The organism is Martelella sp. NC20, assembly GCF_013459645.1.
In the GTDB taxonomy this organism is placed as follows: domain Bacteria; phylum Pseudomonadota; class Alphaproteobacteria; order Rhizobiales; family Rhizobiaceae; genus Martelella.
In genome coordinates, this window is record NZ_CP054861.1 from 1,840,002 (window position 1) to 1,858,459 (window position 18,458).

General features: G+C 62.7%; 16 protein-coding genes. 13 read left to right on the forward strand and 3 right to left on the reverse strand.

Annotation, left to right across the window (positions count from 1 at the left end; translation table 11 throughout):
• The first annotated feature begins 11 nt into the window (after positions 1-11).
• From HQ843_RS08860 to HQ843_RS08870, 3 genes are all read left to right on the forward strand, one after another.
• Positions 12-356, forward strand: a complete 345-nt coding sequence (locus HQ843_RS08860; protein ID WP_180898783.1) for a DMT family transporter — start codon at positions 12-14, stop codon at positions 354-356.
• A gap of 378 nt (positions 357-734) precedes the next feature.
• A complete protein-coding gene (locus tag HQ843_RS08865) occupies positions 735-2,123 on the forward strand; it encodes a M20/M25/M40 family metallo-hydrolase (protein WP_180898781.1) in 1,389 nt (462 codons plus the stop codon).
• 432 nt (positions 2,124-2,555) lie between these two features.
• Positions 2,556-4,661: a transglycosylase domain-containing protein gene (locus HQ843_RS08870; RefSeq protein WP_180898779.1), complete on the forward strand. Its 2,106-nt coding sequence runs from the start codon at positions 2,556-2,558 to the stop codon at positions 4,659-4,661.
• A gap of 27 nt (positions 4,662-4,688) precedes the next feature.
• On the opposite strand, the gene HQ843_RS08875 is transcribed toward HQ843_RS08870, so the two are convergent.
• Complete coding sequence (locus HQ843_RS08875; protein WP_180898777.1) at positions 4,689-6,464, reverse strand: DUF4422 domain-containing protein; 1,776 nt, start codon at positions 6,462-6,464, stop codon at positions 4,689-4,691.
• A 241-nt stretch (positions 6,465-6,705) separates the two neighbouring features.
• Between HQ843_RS08875 and rfbC the strand changes: the two genes are divergently transcribed.
• The 4 genes from rfbC to rfbA are packed head-to-tail and all read left to right on the forward strand — an operon-like array spanning position 6,706 to position 10,048.
• Positions 6,706-7,263 carry a dTDP-4-dehydrorhamnose 3,5-epimerase gene (gene rfbC / locus HQ843_RS08880; RefSeq protein WP_180898775.1) on the forward strand — a complete coding sequence of 186 codons (558 nt, stop codon included), beginning with the start codon at positions 6,706-6,708 and terminating at the stop codon, positions 7,261-7,263.
• Positions 7,264-7,272: 9 nt separating this feature from the next.
• Positions 7,273-8,316, forward strand: coding sequence for a dTDP-glucose 4,6-dehydratase (rfbB, locus tag HQ843_RS08885; RefSeq protein WP_180898773.1), 1,044 nt, complete (start codon positions 7,273-7,275; stop codon positions 8,314-8,316).
• Positions 8,313-9,161 (forward strand): dTDP-4-dehydrorhamnose reductase, encoded by an 849-nt coding sequence (gene rfbD, locus HQ843_RS08890; protein WP_180898771.1) that lies wholly within the window; start codon positions 8,313-8,315, stop codon positions 9,159-9,161. The genes rfbB and rfbD overlap by 4 nt, the downstream gene beginning before the upstream one ends.
• Positions 9,158-10,048, forward strand: coding sequence for a glucose-1-phosphate thymidylyltransferase RfbA (rfbA, locus tag HQ843_RS08895; RefSeq protein ID WP_180898769.1), 891 nt, complete (start codon positions 9,158-9,160; stop codon positions 10,046-10,048). The genes rfbD and rfbA overlap by 4 nt, the downstream gene beginning before the upstream one ends.
• 281 nt (positions 10,049-10,329) lie before the next feature.
• On the opposite strand, the gene HQ843_RS08900 is transcribed toward rfbA, so the two are convergent.
• Both HQ843_RS08900 and HQ843_RS08905 read right to left on the reverse strand, forming a co-directional pair.
• Entirely contained in the window at positions 10,330-11,154 is an 825-nt protein-coding gene (locus tag HQ843_RS08900) for a transporter substrate-binding domain-containing protein (RefSeq protein ID WP_180898767.1), read from the reverse strand.
• 145 nt (positions 11,155-11,299) lie between these two features.
• A complete protein-coding gene (locus HQ843_RS08905; protein WP_180898765.1) occupies positions 11,300-12,223 on the reverse strand; it encodes a LysR family transcriptional regulator in 924 nt (307 codons plus the stop codon).
• 154 nt (positions 12,224-12,377) lie between these two features.
• On the opposite strand from HQ843_RS08905, the gene HQ843_RS08910 reads away from it, so the two are divergent.
• From HQ843_RS08910 to dapA, 6 genes are read left to right on the forward strand one after another with little or no spacing between them, the layout of a single operon-like run.
• Positions 12,378-13,553, forward strand: coding sequence for an NAD(P)/FAD-dependent oxidoreductase (locus tag HQ843_RS08910; RefSeq protein ID WP_180898763.1), 1,176 nt, complete (start codon positions 12,378-12,380; stop codon positions 13,551-13,553).
• Entirely contained in the window at positions 13,550-13,804 is a 255-nt protein-coding gene (locus HQ843_RS08915; RefSeq protein WP_180898761.1) for a 2Fe-2S iron-sulfur cluster-binding protein, read from the forward strand. Before HQ843_RS08910 ends, HQ843_RS08915 begins: the two co-directional genes overlap by 4 nt.
• Complete coding sequence (locus HQ843_RS08920; protein ID WP_180898759.1) at positions 13,797-15,143, forward strand: FAD-dependent oxidoreductase; 1,347 nt, start codon at positions 13,797-13,799, stop codon at positions 15,141-15,143. Before HQ843_RS08915 ends, HQ843_RS08920 begins: the two co-directional genes overlap by 8 nt.
• Positions 15,144-15,153: 10 nt before the next feature.
• A complete protein-coding gene (locus HQ843_RS08925; RefSeq protein ID WP_180898757.1) occupies positions 15,154-16,554 on the forward strand; it encodes an aldehyde dehydrogenase family protein in 1,401 nt (466 codons plus the stop codon).
• 10 nt (positions 16,555-16,564) lie between these two features.
• Positions 16,565-17,311: a 4-hydroxy-tetrahydrodipicolinate reductase gene (locus tag HQ843_RS08930; RefSeq protein ID WP_180898755.1), complete on the forward strand. Its 747-nt coding sequence runs from the start codon at positions 16,565-16,567 to the stop codon at positions 17,309-17,311.
• Between the two features lie 24 nt (positions 17,312-17,335).
• Positions 17,336-18,253 carry a 4-hydroxy-tetrahydrodipicolinate synthase gene (dapA, locus tag HQ843_RS08935; RefSeq protein WP_180898753.1) on the forward strand — a complete coding sequence of 306 codons (918 nt, stop codon included), beginning with the start codon at positions 17,336-17,338 and terminating at the stop codon, positions 18,251-18,253.
• Positions 18,254-18,458: the final 205 nt, after the last annotated feature.

Genomic DNA, 18,458 nt, shown 5'->3' on the forward strand with positions numbered 1-18,458 from the left:
GAGGATTGATGATGAACCCTGCACTCGCGGCCTATGGCGCGCTCGGTATCGCGATTGTCTGCGAGGTGGTCGGTTCGACGCTTCTGCAGAAATCCTACGGCTTCACCCGCCTGCTGCCCACGATCGGCGTTGCGGTGTTCTATCTTATCGCATTCTTCTGCCTGTCGCAGGCGCTGAAGACGATCCCGCTCGGCGTCGCCTATGCCATCTGGGCCGGTCTCGGCATCGTGCTGACGGCGGCCGTCAGCGTCGTCATCCTGCGCCAGAGCCTCGACCTCGCGGCCTGGCTCGGCATCGCCATGATCGTCGGCGGCGTACTGGTGATGAACCTGTTCTCCACTGCCGCGGGGCACTGATGATGGCGCCGCGCAATTTGAAACGGCGAACCGCGCGGTCGAAGGTAAGCCCGAAATTTTGCTCAGATTACTGATTTGTAACGAAACGGGCCCTCGGCTTCCCTTGAATCGACACATTTCAGAGTACATCTATCAGTCAACGGCGCTTGATCACGCCGCTGTTCGAAGAAGGCCCGTCCCCCGCCTCTTCGGACAAAAGGACAAAGGCTCCATCCCCCTCTCCGGCCTTTGTCCAAAAAAGCAGCCGCCATGGTCAGTCCCCCCCTCCAGGCCATGGCGGCTTTTTCTTGCCTGTTTCATACCTCGATCAAGGTTTTCAATCGCCGCTTGCTGGCCTATGGTCCTGCCATGATTTGCCCGCCTACCGGAGGTTCCCCCATGGCCCAGCTAGACGCGATTTTGAAGCGCGCCGACGACAACCTGCCCTCAAGCCTCGACAAGTTGTTTTCCCTTTTGAGAATCCCCTCGATTTCGACCGACCCGGCCTACAGGGAAAAATGCGCCGAGGCCGCCGACTGGCTGGTCGCGGAACTGAAGACGCTCGGCTTTCTGGCGCAAGCCCACAAGACCAAGGGCCACCCGATGGTAGTGGCAACCAGCGAGAACGCCCCGGACGGCGCGCCGCACGTGCTGTTTTACGGTCACTATGACGTTCAGCCCGTCGACCCGCTTTCGCTCTGGGAAGACGACCCCTTCGACCCGAAGATCAAGAACAGTGCTGCCGGCAGCAAGGTGATCACCGGGCGCGGCACCAGCGACGACAAGGGCCAGTTGATGACCTTTCTCCAGGCCTGCCGGGCCTATCGCGAGGAAAATGCGGAACTGCCGGTGAAGATCACGATCATGTTCGAGGGCGAGGAAGAATCCGGTTCGCCCTCGCTTCCGGCCTTCATCGAGGAGCATGGCGATCTGATCAAGGCCGATTTCGCGCTGGTCTGCGACACCGGCATGTGGGATCGCGAGACACCCGCGATCGCCGCCACGCTGCGCGGTCTGGTGGGCGACGAGGTGGTGATCAAGGCCGCCGACCGCGATCTCCATTCCGGCTTTTTCGGCGGCGCGGCCGCCAACCCGATCCACATCCTCGCCGATATTCTCGCCGGCCTTCATGACGAGACCGGCCGGGTGACGCTGCCGGGCTTCTACGACGGCGTCGAGGAAACGCCCGAGGACGTCAAGAAGGGCTGGGAACAGCTTGGCGAGACCGATGGCCGGTTTCTCGGCGAGATCGGGCTTTCGGTGCCTGCCGGCGAAAAGGGCCGCTCGGTGCTGGAACTGACCTGGACCCGGCCGACGGCCGAGGTCAACGGCATTACCGGCGGCTATACCGGCGAGGGCTTCAAGACGGTGATCGCGGCAGAGGCTTCGGCGAAGGTCTCCTTCCGCCTCGTGGGCACGCAGGACCCGGTGAAGATCCGCGAGAGCTTCCGCGCCTATGTGCGCTCGAAACTGCCGGCGGATTGCAGCGCGGAATTCCATCCCCATGGCGGTTCGCCCGCGATCCAGCTCGATTACAACGCGCCGTTCCTGAAAAAGGCCCAGGCGGCGCTTTCCGAGGAATGGCCGAAGCCCGCGGTGGTGATCGGCATGGGCGGCTCGATCCCGATCGTCGGCGATTTCCAGAGAAAGCTCGGCATGGATTCGCTGCTGGTCGGCTTCGGCCTCAACGACGACCGCATCCATTCGCCGAACGAGAAATACGAGCTTGCCTCGTTCCACAAGGGCATCCGCTCCTGGATCCGGATACTCGACGCGCTTTCGCGCTGAGGGGGGCGGTGTGTTGCTGTTCGCGAACCTCTCAGCCAGTAATCTCTCCCCTTGAGGGAGAGATGCCCCGGCAGGGGCAGAGAGGGGTGAACCCTATCCGCAAGCACAGAGTGCGCGGCTTATGCCCATACCCCTCTCTGTCGCTTTCGCGACATCTCCCCCTCAAAGGGGGAGATTGTTTGCTGCATGAACTTCGGACAAAACCGGGGTCCAAGGCGGTTGCATGGTATGAGGCGAGCAAATTGAAAAGCTGGAACACAGAAGGATCGCAGCGCTTGTCGTATGAGAGCCGCCATCCCATTCAGCCTGCGTTAACCCTCGTTGATATCTTTTGCCCGGGATCCTGCCGGGTAATACCCGCGCCTTAATACCACCTTAAAGTGGCCCGGTTAGAACCGGAGACGGAAACGAAAAGGTGCTCGCGGCCCCGCCATGGCAAGCAAGAAGAACAAGCGCGAAAGAACCGAACCCTCGCTTTTCGGCCTTGGCGGCGGAGGGACGGCGAAGCCTGTCAAAAAACGCAGGAAGAAATCGCGGAAAAAGGCGCGTGCCGCTTCCGGCGGCGGGTTGATGCGCGTATTCCGCTTCGTGTTCTACTGGGGCTGCGTGGCAGCCGTGTGGGGCGGGATCGTTGCTGCCGGCATCGTCGTCTTTTACGGCTCCAAACTGCCGCCGGTGGATGAATGGGCGGTGCCCGAGCGGGCGCCCAATGTGAAGATCCTGGCCACCGACGGTTCGCTGATCGCCAATCGCGGCGCGACCGGCGGCGAGGCGCTGTCGCTCGACGAGATGTCGCCCTATATTCCGATGGCCGTGGTGGCGATCGAGGACAGGCGGTTCTATTCCCATATCGGCGTCGACCCGATCGGCCTCGTTCGCGCGCTTATCACCAATCTTCGCTACGGCGAGGTGGTGCAGGGCGGCTCCACGCTGACCCAGCAGCTAGCCAAGAACGTCGCGCTGTCCCATGCCCAGACGCTGGAGCGCAAGGTGCAGGAAGCGCTGATGGCGCTGTGGCTGGAGCATGAATACACCAAGGACCAGATACTGGCGATGTATCTGAACCGGGTCTATTTCGGATCCGGCGCCTATGGCGTGGAGGCGGCCTCGCGGCGCTATTTCCACAAATCCGCCCGCGAGGTGACGCTTGGCGAGGCGGCGCTTCTGGCGGGGCTGCTGAAAGCGCCGTCGCGGCTTTCGCCCGCCCGCGACCCGGAGGCGGCCGAGGCCCGCGCCCAGGTGGTGCTGGCCGCGATGCACGATCAGGACATGATCGACGACAGCGACATGGCCACCGCCATGGCCCGCGAACCGACGCGCGCGCCGAGCTACTGGACCGGGCCGGAAAACTATGTCGCCGATATGGTGATGCAGCGTCTCAAGCCGATGATCGGCGAGGTCGCCACCGATATCGTTGTCACCACCACCATCGATCCCGGCCTCGAGCGCGATGCCGGCGACAGTCTTGCAAAGGCGCTTGCCGCAAACGGCGAAAACGACCGGGTGGAGCAGGGCGCACTGGTTTCCGTCGATGCCACCGGCGCGATCCGGGCGCTGGTCGGCGGGCGCGACTATTCCAAGAGCCAGTTCAACCGGGCCGTGACCGCCAGACGCCAGCCGGGCTCCGCCTTCAAGCCGTTCGTCTATGCCGCGGCGCTGGAAATCGGCGACCGGCCGGGCTCTGTTCGAAACGATGCGCCGATCACGATCGACGACTGGACGCCGGAAAACTACGAAAAGACCTATTCCGGACCGATGACGCTGACCAACGCGCTCGCCCATTCCGTCAACACCATCGCCGCCCAGCTGGTGATGGAGGCAAGCCCCGGCTATGTGGTCAACCTCGCCCACAGGCTCGGCATCACCTCGGATATCACCGCCAACGCGTCGCTGGCGCTCGGCACCTCGGAGGTTTCGCTGCTGGAGCTGACCGGGGCCTATACCGCGTTCATGAATGGCGGCTTCAAGGCGACGCCCTATCTGATCGAAAGCGTCAGGACTGCGGGCGGTCAGCCGCTCTACCAGGCGGTTCCGCCGGCGCCGCAGCGGGTACTTTCACCACAGACGGCGGCGAACATGAACGGCATGCTGATGCGGGTGGTGACCGAGGGCACCGGCAAGGCCGCGCAGATCTCCGGCTGGCAGGTCGCCGGCAAGACCGGCACCACGCAATCCTCGCGCGATGCGCTGTTCGTCGGCTTCACCGCCAATCTCACGACCGGGGTATGGGTCGGCAATGACGACAATTCGCCGATGCGCAGGGTCACCGGCGGCAAGCTGCCCGCTCAGATATGGCAGGATTACATGGCCAAGGCCCATCGCGGCCTGAAGCCGCAGCCGCTTTACGGCGGTGGCAGGATTATCGAACCGAGGGCGCCGGCGAATGGCAACGAGCCGAAAACGCTGGTCGAACTTCTCGGCAGCCTCGATGGCGGCGGGACCGGCGCCTCGGCGACCCCGCCGGCCGATGTCGGGAACGGAAGTCCGCAGCCGCAACGCAAGCGTCGCACCTTGATGGATATCCTGAGCGGCGGCTGAGCGGGTGGAGACGGCCCGGTTATGTCTCTACGAGGCCACGTTGCGCTCGAAACGCCGGTCGCGCGCCCGCAACAGCCTGCGGGCTTTCTGGATCAGCCGTCGCTTGCGGGTCGCGCCGGCCGTTTCCGCCCACGGCGTCAGATTGCGATAATCCCAGTAGAGTTCCGTGAACGGATGGGTGCATTTGGTGTGCCATGGCTTTTTCACGTCGGTGAAATGCACGATCGAAGGCGCCCGCGCCGCCTCATAGGCCTCCTCCTCGCTATAGGAGGGCTCGAGCGGATTGGCGCGGTAGATCCGGGTGCCCGCATTCCACGACAGCGGCAGGATTTTCGTGTCGTTTTCGAACAGGATGTTGAGCAGGTCCTGGTCCTCTGACACGATCCACGCCCCCCTCCGGCGCAGGGCGCCGAGCACCCTGTCCTCGATGTTCATCGTTCTGAGTTGGGCGACATCAAAAACCATCACGCCCGAATTGAAATAGCGATGGTCGCTTGAGAGTTGTATGCGCCTGCCCTGATGAAAACCGGCATCATCCGGCGCGCCTGCGACCGGGTGGCCCTCCAGATCGATGTTCCAGAGGGTTTCGATCGGATCGACGACCACGGTATCTGCATCCAGATAAATGGCCTTCCCGACATCATCGGGCAGATAACGGTGCATCACCATGCGGTAATAGGCGGCGATGGTAAGGTAATTGCGCTTCAGCGGAAGCCATCGCAGAGCTTTTTCGTCAATATCGATGAAGGTAAGGCTCGCGCCTTTTGCGGAGACGAGGTCGGCGAGTTTCGTCCTGCTTTCCTCATCGACGCCGCCGCCATTGAGGATGAAGAAGCGCAGTCTTGACGGGACCGCTGTCGTTTCAAGCGCCGAGAGCATGGTGACTGCGCCGTGCGGCACATAGTTTTTATCGAGCGCGAGCACGATATTGATCGGTTTTGCATCCGGCGCGGATGGTGCCGAGGAGGTCCGGGCCCGCTTTTCGCGTGCCTCGCCGAGAACCTCATCGGGTGCCACAGGGGGACGCGGGCGGGTCCCCCAGGTCATTGGCAATTCCTTTACTTTCGCGCCGTGCACGGCGTGCGCGTAAAGTGTGTAGGCATAGGTGAGATACTCCGAAAGGAAACCACACAAGCGCCGCTGGTGCGAATCGTAGGCCGACGTGTCGATCTGCTTTTCGGCCTGTTCCAGAATATCGATCAGCCAGTCCGCATATTCCTCGAAATAGCGCTTGCGCATCACGGTGACGCTGTTGAAGAAGATGCGCCGGCCGGTAAGCGCTGCCACAAGATAGGGATAAATGTGGGGAGAGCGTTCTTTCACGATCGCCTCGACGATCTCCATATCCTCGCCGTGGTGCTGATGGGCATAGAATTCGCCCGCCGACATCAGCACTTCCGGAAGGCCCGGCAGATAGATATCGCGCGTCTGCGGCGTCAGGATATCGGCGCCTTCGCAGGCCTTTTCGATCAGATCATCCTTCCAGCCATAACGCTCGATCTCGCGCTCGGTGACTTCGGAAAAGGCCAGCCGCTTTGGCGGTTTTTCAGCAAACACCAGCAGGCGGCGATAGTGCATCAGGCCGTAGAACTCGGCGTCGACATTGTGCCGCATCCAGTAAAGCACGGTCAGCTCGTTCCAGCTGACGTTCTTTTCCGAGATATTGACGCCGGTATCATCGCCGATCACCTCCGGAAACGCATATCGCCCCAGCGCCCTGCCGGCCTGGACGGGCTTGAGATACTGGGTTTTAATCAGCGGCGCCGCTTTGAAATAGACGACGGAGATGAAGATGTTTTTCAATGACGAGCCCGTTCCTAAGTTTGCTGATACTCCCTTACAGGATTTCACACCTGTCTGCCTATCGCCAGACGGGATAAAGTCGATGGTCCAATACGCGCCTCTCCCGGCTCCACAGCCCAAGCCATGTCCCTGACTTGTTCCTGAAACACAGTGACGCGACTTACCGAAGACAACTTGTCCCATGTTGCCGCCTCGTGTAATCGGAAGCACAAGAATTTTACGCGCGACGGGGGTGCAGGCCATGGATATGCAGAAACTCGAAATTCCGGGGTTGTTGCTCCTCACTCCCCGCCGCTTCGGGGACGAGCGCGGGTTTTTCAGCGAGAGCTGGAACCGCAAGGCGCTTGCCGAGAAAGGCGTCGATGTCGATTTCGTGCAGGACAATCATTCGCTCTCCAAAACCGTTGGCACCGTGCGGGGCTTGCATTTCCAGGCGCCGCCGCATGCGCAGGCGAAGCTGGTGCGGTGCGGGCGCGGTCGGCTTTTCGATGTCGCGGTCGATGCCCGCAAGGACTCTCCCACCTTCGGCAAGTGGTTCGGGGTGGAGCTTTCCTTCGACAATGGCAAGCAGTTGCTGATCCCGGAAGGCTTCCTGCATGGCTTCATGACGCTGGGGCCCGATACCGAGATCATCTACAAATGCTCGGATTATTATGCGCCGGAATGCGATGGCAGCGTGCGCTTCGACGATCCCGATATCGGCATCGACTGGCCGCTGAAGGATATCGATCCGGTGGTCTCCGCGAAAGACAGGGATGCGCCGTCCTTCAGCGCATTTTCAAACCCCTTCACATATTGAGGTCCAGTCATGAAACTCCTCGTCACGGGTGGGGCAGGCTTTATCGGTTCGGCCGTCGTGCGGCTCGCGGTCGCGCGCGGCTTTGACGTCGTCAATCTCGATGCGCTGACCTATGCCGCCTGCCTTGATAATGTCGCACGCGTTGCCGACAGCCCGCTTTATGCCTTCGAGCAGGCCGATATCCGCGATCGCGCAGCACTCGACCGGGTGTTCGCCAAGCATCAGCCCGACGCGGTCATGCATCTGGCGGCCGAAAGCCATGTCGACCGCTCGATCGACGGGCCTGGCGACTTCATCGAGACCAATATCAACGGCACCTACAACATGCTGGAGGCCGCGCGCGCCTACTGGGTCGCCCGCGGCCGGCCGGAGGGGTTCCGCTTCCACCATATTTCCACGGATGAGGTGTTCGGCTCGCTCGGCCCGGACGGTGCATTCACCGAGGAAACGCCGTATGACCCGCGCTCGCCCTATTCCTCCTCGAAGGCCGCGTCGGACCATCTGGTCCGCGCCTGGCACGAGACCTACGGCCTGCCGGTTCTGGTCACCAACTGCTCCAATAATTACGGCCCCTATCACTTCCCCGAAAAGCTGATCCCGGTGGTGATCCTCAATGCGCTCGCCGGTAGAGATATCCCGGTCTACGGCAAGGGCGAGAATGTGCGCGACTGGCTCTATGTCGAGGACCATGCCGATGCGCTTTTGACCGTGATCACCAAAGGCAGGGTCGGCCGCAGCTACAATGTCGGCGGAAACAACGAGCGCACCAATCTGGAACTGGTGCGCACGATCTGCGCGATCCTCGACGAAAAGCGGCCGCGCGAGAACGGCAGCTATGCCGATCTCATCACCTTCGTGAGCGACCGGCCGGGGCACGATCTGCGCTACGCGATCGACCCGTCCCGGATCGGCGCGGAACTCGGCTGGCAGCCATCCGTCAGCGTCGAGGAGGGGCTTGCCCAAACCGTTCAGTGGTATCTCGACAATGAGGCGTGGTGGCGGGCGCTGCAGAGCCGGAAGGGCGTCGGCGAGCGGCTCGGGGTGAAGGCATGATCCTGGTTTTCGGACACTCCGGCCAGGTTGCGACCGAGCTGAAGAAAATACTGCCCGACGCCGTGTTCCTGTCACGGCAGGAGGCCGATCTGAGCAATCCCGCCGCATGTGCTGCAGCGATTGCGGAGCGCAGGCCGACAGCCGTCATCAACGCCGCCGCCTATACCGCCGTCGACAAGGCCGAAAGCGACGAGGAAACGGCGCTGAACGTCAATGCCGCAGCGCCCGGCGCCATGGCGCGGGCGGCGGCCGAACGCGGCATTCCGTTCGTTCATATCTCGACCGATTATGTTTTCGCCGGCACTGGCGACAAACCGTTCTCGCCCGACGACGCGACCGCGCCGCTCGGCGCCTATGGCCGCACCAAGCTTGCCGGAGAACAGCTCGTGGCGCGCGCCGGCGGCGCGTTCGCGGTGCTCAGAACGAGCTGGGTGTTTTCCGCCCATGGCGGCAATTTCGTCAAGACCATGCTGCGGCTTGCCGAGACCCGCGACAGCCTGAACATCGTCGCCGATCAGATCGGCGGGCCGACTTCGGCGCGCGCGATCGCCTTTGCCTGCCGGGTGATCGCCGAACAGCTGATGAAGGCCCCGGAAAAATCCGGCATCTATCATTTCTCCGGAGCGCCGGATACGAGCTGGGCCGATTTCGCCCGCGCCATTTTCGAATTGGCGGGCAAGTCCGTAACGGTCACCGACATTTTGACCTCGGCCTATCCGACGCCGGCGGCGCGGCCGCTGAATTCGCGGCTCGATTGCACGACGCTTTCCGTCTTCGGCCTTGCGCGACCGGACTGGCGGGTTGATCTGGCAGAGGTCTTGCAGGAACTGGGGGCGATATCATGAAGGCACGCAAGGGTATTATTCTGGCCGGCGGGTCGGGCACGCGGCTTTATCCGCTGACGATGGCGATTTCGAAGCAGCTGATGCCGATCTACGACAAGCCGATGATCTATTATCCGCTGTCGGTGCTGATGCTGACGGGGATCCGCGAAATCGCGATCATCACCACGCCGGAGGATCAGGATCAGTTCAGGCGGCTTCTGGGAGACGGTAGCCAGTGGGGTCTGAGCCTGACCTTCATTACCCAGCCGTCCCCGGACGGGCTGGCCCAGGCCTATATCCTGGCGGAGGAATTCCTCGATGGCGCGCCGTCGGCGATGACGCTCGGCGACAACATCTTCTTCGGCCACGGACTGCCGGAACTGCTGGCCGCCGCCGATGCCAAGACATCCGGCGGCACTGTGTTCGGCTATCACGTTGCCGATCCCGAGCGCTACGGCGTGGTCGCCTTCGACAGGCAAGGCAAGGCGAGCCAGATCATCGAGAAGCCGGAGGTTCCGCCGTCGCACTATGCCGTCACGGGACTTTATTTTCTCGACGGCGAGGCCCCGGAACGCGCCCGCGCGGTCAAGCCTTCGCCGCGCGGGGAACTCGAGATCGTGACGCTGCTGGAGAGCTACCTTCACGAGGGCAGGCTGGCGGTGGAGCGGATGGGGCGCGGCTATGCCTGGCTCGATACCGGCACGCATTCGAGCCTGCTCGACGCCGGCAATTTCGTGCGCACCCTTTCGGTGCGCCAGGGCATGCAGTCCGGCTGCCCGGAAGAGATCGCCTATCGCAACGGCTGGATCGACGCAGCGCTGTTACGCCAGCACGCCGAAACCTTCCGCAAGACCGATTATGGGAAATATCTGTCCGAATTGCTGGCAGACGGTCCTTCCGCAGGCTGAATCACGCCGATGCCAATGCCTGCTCCAGGCCGCCGCCCAGAACATCAAGAAGATCGCAATGGCCCTGACACAGGCGCCCAGACCAGCATTCGGATGAGGCAACAAAGGCCGTTTTATCCCACGCCGAAAAGCTTCAGAAAAACAGCCGAGAATTGGCTACCAACACAAAACGTAAAACCCGTCGAAAAATCGACGGGTTTGTCAGCAGTCTGAAGACGCGCGGCAATCTTGCCGGACGTGTTTTCGTCTGCGAAAGCGGGAGGAAAGGCTGCGGGTCCCGATCAGCCGCCGAAGCCGAAGCCGGGGGGCATGTCGGTCAGCGAGATGCCGAACGGCTCAAGGCTCTTCAGGATCCAGGTCTGATTGTTGCCGATGCGGCGGTTATACTCGGCCCAGGCGGATACGAAGCTCTTGAAGGTCTCGTCCGCGCCGTAGTTCACGGCAATGACCGAAGGCGTGGACAGAACCGGGGTCGGCACCTTGACGCTGCCGACATTGGCGGCCTTCTTGGAAATTACCAGCCCGTTGAGCATGGTGTTGATCAGCCCCTGCGCCTTGCCGGTGGTGACGGCGACAATCGCCTCGTCGCGGGTCTTGAAACGAAGAATGTTGGCCTTCGGCAGGTATTGCTGCGCCATCAGGTCCTGCGCGGAGCCGAGATCGACCGCGAAAGTGTATTGCGGGTCGTTGAGCTCGTTCCAGCTCTTGCCCTCAAGCGTTTCATCGGCGGAGATCAGCACGAAACTGTTGTAATAGGTCGGGTCGGAGAACGAAACGGACAGTGCGCGCACCGGCGTCGCGGTGACGGCGAACGCCATGTCGACCTTGCCGCTCTGGACATCCAGGATGGCGTTGGACCAGCTCGATTCAACGACTTCAAGCTCGACATCGAGCGTCTTGGCGATGTCCCCGGCCATATCGATGACGAAGCCCGTCCATTCACCTGTGCGCGGGTCCTTGTTGAAATAGGGTACCTCGTTCAGGATCGCCGGAATACGCAGCTTGCCGCGCTCGCGAATTTCACTGACCGTGTCGGCGCTGGCGGCGGATGATAACAGCGAAAGCGCCACGGCTGTCGCGCCACAGATCTTGGCAAACAAGTTCATTGAGAGATCTCCATAATTCCCCGGATTGATCGTTTTATTGAACCGCAACCCCCATCGGTCACGTCCAGGAACAGGCTAGCGACTGCGCCGACGTAGACAATGCTAGAGAAACAACGGCGCTTGTGCGCTTTTTTGTATGTTCGGATCATAGGGATGGCAGGGCATCGCCGCTCGGCGGGTCCAGAACCGGCCCCACCAGTTCGCGCTGGCAATCCTCAAGAAGCTGCTGGACCATGGGATGGGTCTGCAGGAATCCGGCGCTTCCGAAATAGACCCGTATTTCCGGCAGGCTGGTGAGGCGGAGCGAGGCGATCTTTTCATCATCGGCAGCCACGCACCATGAGGGAATGATTGAAAAGCCGAGCCCTTCCTCGACACACCGCTTCACGCTGGAACTGCCCGACGTCGAAATCGAGGGGTGAATGGTCCTGCCTCCACGGCCGAGAAAATCGACCGAGACATTGCGCAGGGTCTGCCCGGGTTCATACGTCACGAACGGCTTGTCCGCGGCCCAGCCCGGAATATCCTCCTGCGCCGGCAATTCGCCCCAGGCGCGCGGAAATACGAGCGATAGCCGGTAACTTCCCAGCATGCGCTGCGGCACGACGGGATCGCCGAAATAGCGTTCCGAGATACAGACATCAAGGCTACCGTTCTTGACCAGTTCCGCAAGCACCGTATCGCGCTCGTAGACGGAAAACTCCATCTCGGGAAAAGCCTCGCGGAAGCGGGCCAGAACCTTCGGAAACAGATAGAAGAAGATCGCCTGCGGCATTCCGACCCTGAGCGAGGAGCGCTGGTTCTCGATCAGCTTCGTCAGCCGTTCCAGCATGATGTCGAGTTCGGGATGCAGCAGATTATACAAGGCGCGGCCGCGCGGCGTGAGCGTTATGCGCTTGGCGCCCTGTTCGGACTCGATCAGTTTGCTCTTCAGTATCTGCTCAAGCCGGCGCACATGGTTGGCAGCGGACTGATAGGACAGGTTCAGCTCGCGCGCAGCCGCCGAGAACGAGCCGTAGCGCGCCACATGATAGAATGTCTGCACCAGCGTAAGACTGATCTTTGCCATCGAGAAAATCCCCTTTCTTTTCCTTTAAAGGGTGGCTGCCCGCAAGCCTGATACAAAAAACATGACCTTTGAAGGCCATTCTCTTGTATCGACGCCCGAAGCCGGCAGCGATCAATATGATCGATATCGAACGCTATCAGACCGGTCAAACCAAATGCCCTCCCGCTCATCACCATCCGCGATTGTAATCGGTTCCGGCATCGTCGGCGCGGCAACCGCCTATTTTCTGGCGAAAAAGGGCGTCAGCGTCACCCTGATCGACAGCAGCGCGCCGGCGGCGGAAGCAACCGGCGCGGCCGATGGCGCGGTCTCCGTGGCCAGCAAGCATCCCGGCCCGATGATGAACACGGCCTTGAAGGGCATCGCGCTTTATCGGGAGCTTGCCGAAGACGGCCTGCTCGCCGGCCTGTTCAAACAGCGCTCAACCTTCATCGTCGCCACCAGCGCCGAAGAATGCGCGGTGCTCGAGGCTCACGCAGCAGCCCTTTCGTCTGCCGGCGTGAACGTCGAGCACCTCAACAGCTGCGCGCTGCACCGTCGCTTTCCGGTCCTTTCCGACAGTGCGTCGCTTGCCGTCGAAGTCCATGCAGAGGGACACGCTATCGGCTACCAGATCGTTCATCGGCTGATCACGGCCGCCGGCATTGCCGTACACCGCAACACCCGCGCCAACCGTCTGCGGCTTGCCGGCAATGGCGAACGGTTCGAAGGCGTTGAAACCGAAAACGGGTTTCTCGCCGCCGACGCGGTCGTCATCAGCGCGGGCTCCGGATCCGAGCATCTGGTGAATGTCGGGGCCGGCCTCATTCCGCGCAAGGGGCAGTTGCTTGTTACCGAACGGGCCGTCGCCCTCAACGCATCCATGCCCGGCGCGATCATGTCGGGCCGCTACCTGCTCTCCAAGCGCACCGGCAACGGCAAAACCGCACGGCCCGAGCGCGGCTTTGGCCTTGTAATCGATCCACTGCAAACGGGACAATTCCTGATCGGCGGCACGCGCGAGGCCTTCGGCGACCGCAAGGTCAACGATCTGCAGGCCGTATCCCGGATCCTGAGCGACGCCGTCGCGCTGGTGCCGGGCCTTGCCAGGCTGCGGCTTCTCAGAGCCTTTGCCGGCGCACGCACCGCCGTTTCAGACGGATTGCCGCTGATCGGGCGGCTGCCCGGCATAGAAAACGGATTCATCGCCACCGGTTTTGAAGGCGACGGCATCTGCCTTGGACCGGTCACGGGCAAGGCGATCGCCGAACTTGTCACCGGCCAGCTCCCGTCGATCGATCTCGGCCCGTTCGATCCTGCGCGCTTCGGCATCTGCGAGGTGGCGGCATGAGCCAGGGATCATTCTTCTTCATGGGGCGCGAAATCTTCTTCCGTCCGGGCGAAACCATCGCAGCCGCTCTTGCCGCCGAAGGCGTGATGCAGTTTGGCGTCGACGGGCTCGGCCAGCCGACCCGCTATTTCTGCGGCATCGGCGCATGCCAGTGCTGCATCGCGCGGGTCGACGGGATCGTGCGCGAAACCTGCCTGACCCCTGCCCGCGACGGCATGCAGGTGGAGAGTATGGAGGGCGGTTATGTCTGAGCCCGCGGCAATGGCCGAAGTGCTTGTCATCGGCGCCGGTCCGGCGGGGCTGTCAGCCGCCGTGACGCTGAAGCGCGCCGGTGTCTCGGTCGAGATCCTCGAACAGCGGCCGACGATCGGCGGCGCGATCTTCCGCCAGCCCATCGACGGCGTCGCGCCGGTTCCGCAACCGCGCGCCGCCAGGGCGCGTTTTGCACGGCTGAGAAAAGCCGTGACCGCCGAAAACATCACGATACACCACGAGCAGGTCTTCATCGCGGTGGATGGCGAAGGTTGCGTGGTTTCCGAAAACCGCCGGACAGGGCGTATCGAAACACGGCGGCCAAGGGCGGTCATCATCGCAACCGGCGCGCTCGAGAAGGTCCTGCCGCGTCCGGGCTGGCACCTGCCCGGCGTTGCAACCGCCGGCGGCCTGCAGGTGATGATGAAGGAAACCGGACGACCGCCCGCAGGCCGCGTTCTGCTTGCAGGCAACGGCCCGCTGCTTCTGGCGGTTGCAGCGCAGATGGCGCGACTCGGGAATCCACCGGTCGCCGTCGTCGAGGCGGGCGCGCCTTTTAAAGCGGTTTCCACCGGCCTGCAGCTTGTCCGGTTCCCCTATCTGCTGATGGAATCCCTCGGCTACATGGCGACGCTCTTCACCCGGCAGGTAACGCTTCTGCAGGCGACAACGGTGCAGGATATCCGCCAGACCGATGACGGTCTTGCCGTCACGCTTTCCGGGCGGAAAGGCCACCTCAGGACAATCATCGTCGATCGCGTTGGCCTGCATGACGGTATCCGGCCCAATGACTTCGGATTGCCGCCGCAGGGTCAACCTTCCGCGAACCGCCCCCTGATCCTTTATGCCGGCGACGGGCGCGAGGCGCTGGGCAGCAACGCCGCCGAAGCCGACGGGCGCAATGCCGCAGGCGAAGTGATTTCCGTCATGTCCGGCAGAGCATCGAAACCCGAACCGATGTTGGCGCGCATGCGCGCGGCCCAGGCGGTGCTCAACCGGATTTTTGCACCGGTCGCGGACGCTCCGCCATTCGCGACGCTGCCGGATGACACGATCCTCTGCCGTTGCGAAGGCAGAACCGCGGGTGATCTGAAGAGGCTCGTGCTCGGCGTCGATGCACCCTCCGAGCGCGAGATCAAGCACAATGGCCGCTTCGCCATGGGCGCCTGCCAGGGGCGTTTCTGCGCCCATAATACCGCAGCATTCATGGCCGAGCTCAGAGCGGACCGGAACATCCCCGCAGCCGAGAAACTTGCCGGCAGGCGCTGGCCGGTCCGTCCGATCCCGATCGAAGCGATGATCACTGCGGATCCCTCCCCAATTGAACCGAAAGACTAGCGAGGCACCTATGGCACAGGCACAGGCGGCGATCCTGCCGCGAACAGAAACGATTTCCGTCCGCAACCCGTTTTCCGGCGCGCCGGTGGGCGAGCTTTGTGTCAATACGCCGGCCGAGATCAACGCCGTCGTGATCAAAGGCAAGGCTGCTGCCCGCGCGTTCCGCTTCTCGACGCCGGCCACGCGCCGTGCCCTTCTCGACGCCCTTGCCGCCGAGATGGCCGCGGATGCCGAGAACCTTGCGCGCATCGTGTCGTCGGAAATGGGCAAGACCATCCGGGAAGCCCGCAACGAAATCCGCCGGGCGCAGAACACGCTGAAGCTCTCGGGCGACGCCGCCACCTTCCTTGACGGCGAGGCCCTGCACTGCGCCATCGTCGAAGGCGGCGCCGACCGGCTCGCGACCGTCACCTATGAACCTGTCGGCGTTGTCGGTGCAGTCACACCCTTCAACTATCCGGTCAACCTCCTCTGCCACAAGCTCGGCCCGGCGATTGCCGCCGGAAACGCCGTCGTCGCCAAACCTTCGCCGAAGGCGCCTCTTGCGGCCAACAGGCTGTGCGAACTGGCCCGCAAGGCGGGCTGGCCGGACGACCTGTTCCAGGTCGTCAATGGCGCGGCGGAGGCAGCGCTTGCCCTTGCGCGCGCGCCGATCGATCTTCTGTCGTTCACAGGCGGGGCGGCGGCCGGGCTGGCGCTCAAGAACGCCAGCGGTCTGGTGCGTTGCCTGATGGAGCTTGGCGGCAATGATCCGCTGTTTGTCTTGCCCGATGCCGATCTGGACCGCGCCGTGGCCACCACGATCGGCCATCGCTTCGAGATCGCCGGGCAGAGTTGCGCCGCCGTCAAGAAGCTCTATCTCCATGCCGAAATCGAAAAGACCTTCACAGACAAGCTGATGGCTGCCGTGGACGGGGTAGAATTCGGCGACCCCTCGCGTGACGACACCGACATGGGAACCGTAATCGACCTCAATGCGGCCCGTATGGTCGCCGAAAGGATCGAAGCGACGATCAGCGCCGGCGGCGGCAGGCTTCTGGCCGGCGGCAATCATGATGGCACTGTTTTCGCGCCCACCGTCCTTGCCGATGTCGCCGCCAATGCCCCGGTCATTGCCGAGGAGACCTTCGGCCCCGTGATCGCGATCCGCCGCTTCAGCGACGCCGGCGAGGCGATCGCGGAGGTCAATGCCGGAGAATATGGGCTGCAGGCGGGCGTTTTCACCAACGACCACGCCCTGATCCGGATGTTTTCCCGCAACCTCGCCGTTGGCGGGGTGATGATCAATGAAGGTCCGGATTTTCGCGCCGAGCATGTGCCCTTCGGCGGCATCAAGCGTTCCGGCCTCGGCCGAGAAGGCGTGCGCGTCGCAATCAGGGAAATGTCGGAACAAAAGGTCGTGATCGACTGAGGAGTGCACAATGCGTATCGGAATTCTCGGCGCTTCGGGCCGTGTCGGAACCAGTCTGGTTGAACTGATCGTCTCCAATCCCGGCCTTGAGCTTGCTGCCGCTCTGGTGTCGCCGGGTTCAAGGCTTGTCGGCAAGCCTGTTGCAGGCAGCAGCATCGAATATCGCCCGGCCGATGCGGCGATGAAGAGCCATTGCGACGTCATCATCGATTTTTCGACCCCGCGGGCCAGCATGGCGCTTCAGGACGCCATCGGCCTCAAGACCATACCGGTGGTCATCGGCACGACCGGGTTCTCTGCGGAGGACGATGCTCGCCTGTCGGCCTGCTGCGCGCACCGGCCAATGCTCATCAGCGCGAATTTCGCCCGTGGTTTCGAAGCCTTTCGCCTGAATGTTCTCGGCTTTGCTCGGATGATGCCGGAGGGTGAACCGCGTGTGATCGAGACCTATCACGCCCGCAAGAAGGCTGAACCTTCCGGAACATCGAAATTGCTTGCCGGACAGATCGAGGAGGCCAGAAGTGCCGTCATGGGCTTTGCCGCCGCAAAAACGCCGGTCACCGTATTCCGCGAAGGCGATACCGTCGGCATCAACGCCGTCAGCTTCGATCTCGGCTCGGCCGAGGCCCGCTTCACCTACCACGTTCACACGCTATCGGCCTATGCCGAAGGCGCCATTGCCGCAGCCCAGTGGCTGATTTCCGGTCATCGTGAACCGCGCCGCTATACGCTCGCCGACAGCCTCGCGGCCCGGTGAATTCCCCAATCAGAGGAGAAGAAAATGAACGAACTCAGGAGCCGCTTCAACGGCGTTTTCACCGCCCTCGTCACCCCGTTTCGCGATGGAACGATCGATTTTGCCGCTTTCGATGCGCTTGTCGAGCGACAGATTGCGGCCGGCGTCGCCGGCCTCGTGCCCGTCGGCACCACCGGTGAGGCCGCAACCCTTTCCGATGACGAGGCCAATGCGCTGATTGCCCGCACGGTCGAAAAGGCCAGGGGCCGCGCACTGGTAATGGCAGGCGCCGGCGCCAACGACACGAACAAGGCGGTTGAAAAAGTCCGCCGCGCCGAAGCGGCCGGCGCCGATGCCGTGCTCGTCGTTACGCCCTATTACAACAAACCGACACAGGCAGGCCTCATCGCCCATTATGGCGCCGTGGCCGGGGCGACTTCGCTGCCCGTCATGCTCTATTCCGTGCCCGGCCGCTGCGGCATCGAGATCGCACCGGAAACCTGCGCGACGCTGATGCGCAATCACGCCAATATCTTCTCCATCAAGGAGGCCGGCGGCTCCGCGGCCCGCGTCAGCGACCTGCGCCGCGCCTGTGGCGACGAACTGATCGTGCATTCGGGCGATGATGGGCTGACATTGCCGTTCCTGTCACTCGGTGCTGTTGGGGTCACGTCCGTTGTCGCCAATGTCGCGCCGGAATCGATGGTCGCGATGGTCAGGGCATGGCATGAGGGCAACACCGCCCACGCTCTTGCGCTGCACGATCTGGTGGCGGAACTGACCGACGGCATGTTCGTCGAAAGCAATCCCGGCCCCGTCAAGGCGGCGCTGGCGCTGAACAACCTTTCGGGTCCGGAAATGCGGCTACCCATGGTGCCGGTTTCGGATGCCAACCGCGAGCGTCTCGCCGGCATCCTGAACCGTTATACCTGCGCTGCCTCTGCCGTGCTCGGCGCGCGCTGAGGCGTCGCAGGCGCATACGGCGGCAGACCAGCGCAGGTCCGGCAGGAAACCTCGCGGTTTTCGGTACGGATTTGCGCGAAGACAATTGATCGGCGCGAGACAGCGGCTAACAGAATGCCGGTTCAGCGCGCAGACATGAACGACAGACGGCCGGAACCGGCCGTCCGGGACACGACCAGGAACGGTTCCTTGTCTTGAGAGGAGC

Excerpts from the sequence above, each read along its gene's own strand:
- HQ843_RS08860 (WP_180898783.1), top strand. The coding sequence starts at position 12 with ATGAACCCTGCACTCGCGGCCTATGGCGCGCTCGGTATCGCGATTGTC.
- HQ843_RS08865 (WP_180898781.1), top strand. The coding sequence starts at position 735 with ATGGCCCAGCTAGACGCGATTTTGAAGCGCGCCGACGACAACCTGCCC.
- HQ843_RS08870 (WP_180898779.1), top strand. The coding sequence starts at position 2,556 with ATGGCAAGCAAGAAGAACAAGCGCGAAAGAACCGAACCCTCGCTTTTC.
- rfbC (WP_180898775.1), top strand. The coding sequence starts at position 6,706 with ATGGATATGCAGAAACTCGAAATTCCGGGGTTGTTGCTCCTCACTCCC.
- rfbB (WP_180898773.1), top strand. The coding sequence starts at position 7,273 with ATGAAACTCCTCGTCACGGGTGGGGCAGGCTTTATCGGTTCGGCCGTC.
- rfbD (WP_180898771.1), top strand. The coding sequence starts at position 8,313 with ATGATCCTGGTTTTCGGACACTCCGGCCAGGTTGCGACCGAGCTGAAG.
- rfbA (WP_180898769.1), top strand. The coding sequence starts at position 9,158 with ATGAAGGCACGCAAGGGTATTATTCTGGCCGGCGGGTCGGGCACGCGG.
- HQ843_RS08900 (WP_180898767.1), bottom strand. The coding sequence starts at position 11,154 with ATGAACTTGTTTGCCAAGATCTGTGGCGCGACAGCCGTGGCGCTTTCG.
- HQ843_RS08905 (WP_180898765.1), bottom strand. The coding sequence starts at position 12,223 with ATGGCAAAGATCAGTCTTACGCTGGTGCAGACATTCTATCATGTGGCG.
- HQ843_RS08910 (WP_180898763.1), top strand. The coding sequence starts at position 12,378 with ATGCCCTCCCGCTCATCACCATCCGCGATTGTAATCGGTTCCGGCATC.
- HQ843_RS08915 (WP_180898761.1), top strand. The coding sequence starts at position 13,550 with ATGAGCCAGGGATCATTCTTCTTCATGGGGCGCGAAATCTTCTTCCGT.
- HQ843_RS08920 (WP_180898759.1), top strand. The coding sequence starts at position 13,797 with ATGTCTGAGCCCGCGGCAATGGCCGAAGTGCTTGTCATCGGCGCCGGT.
- HQ843_RS08925 (WP_180898757.1), top strand. The coding sequence starts at position 15,154 with ATGGCACAGGCACAGGCGGCGATCCTGCCGCGAACAGAAACGATTTCC.
- HQ843_RS08930 (WP_180898755.1), top strand. The coding sequence starts at position 16,565 with ATGCGTATCGGAATTCTCGGCGCTTCGGGCCGTGTCGGAACCAGTCTG.
- dapA (WP_180898753.1), top strand. The coding sequence starts at position 17,336 with ATGAACGAACTCAGGAGCCGCTTCAACGGCGTTTTCACCGCCCTCGTC.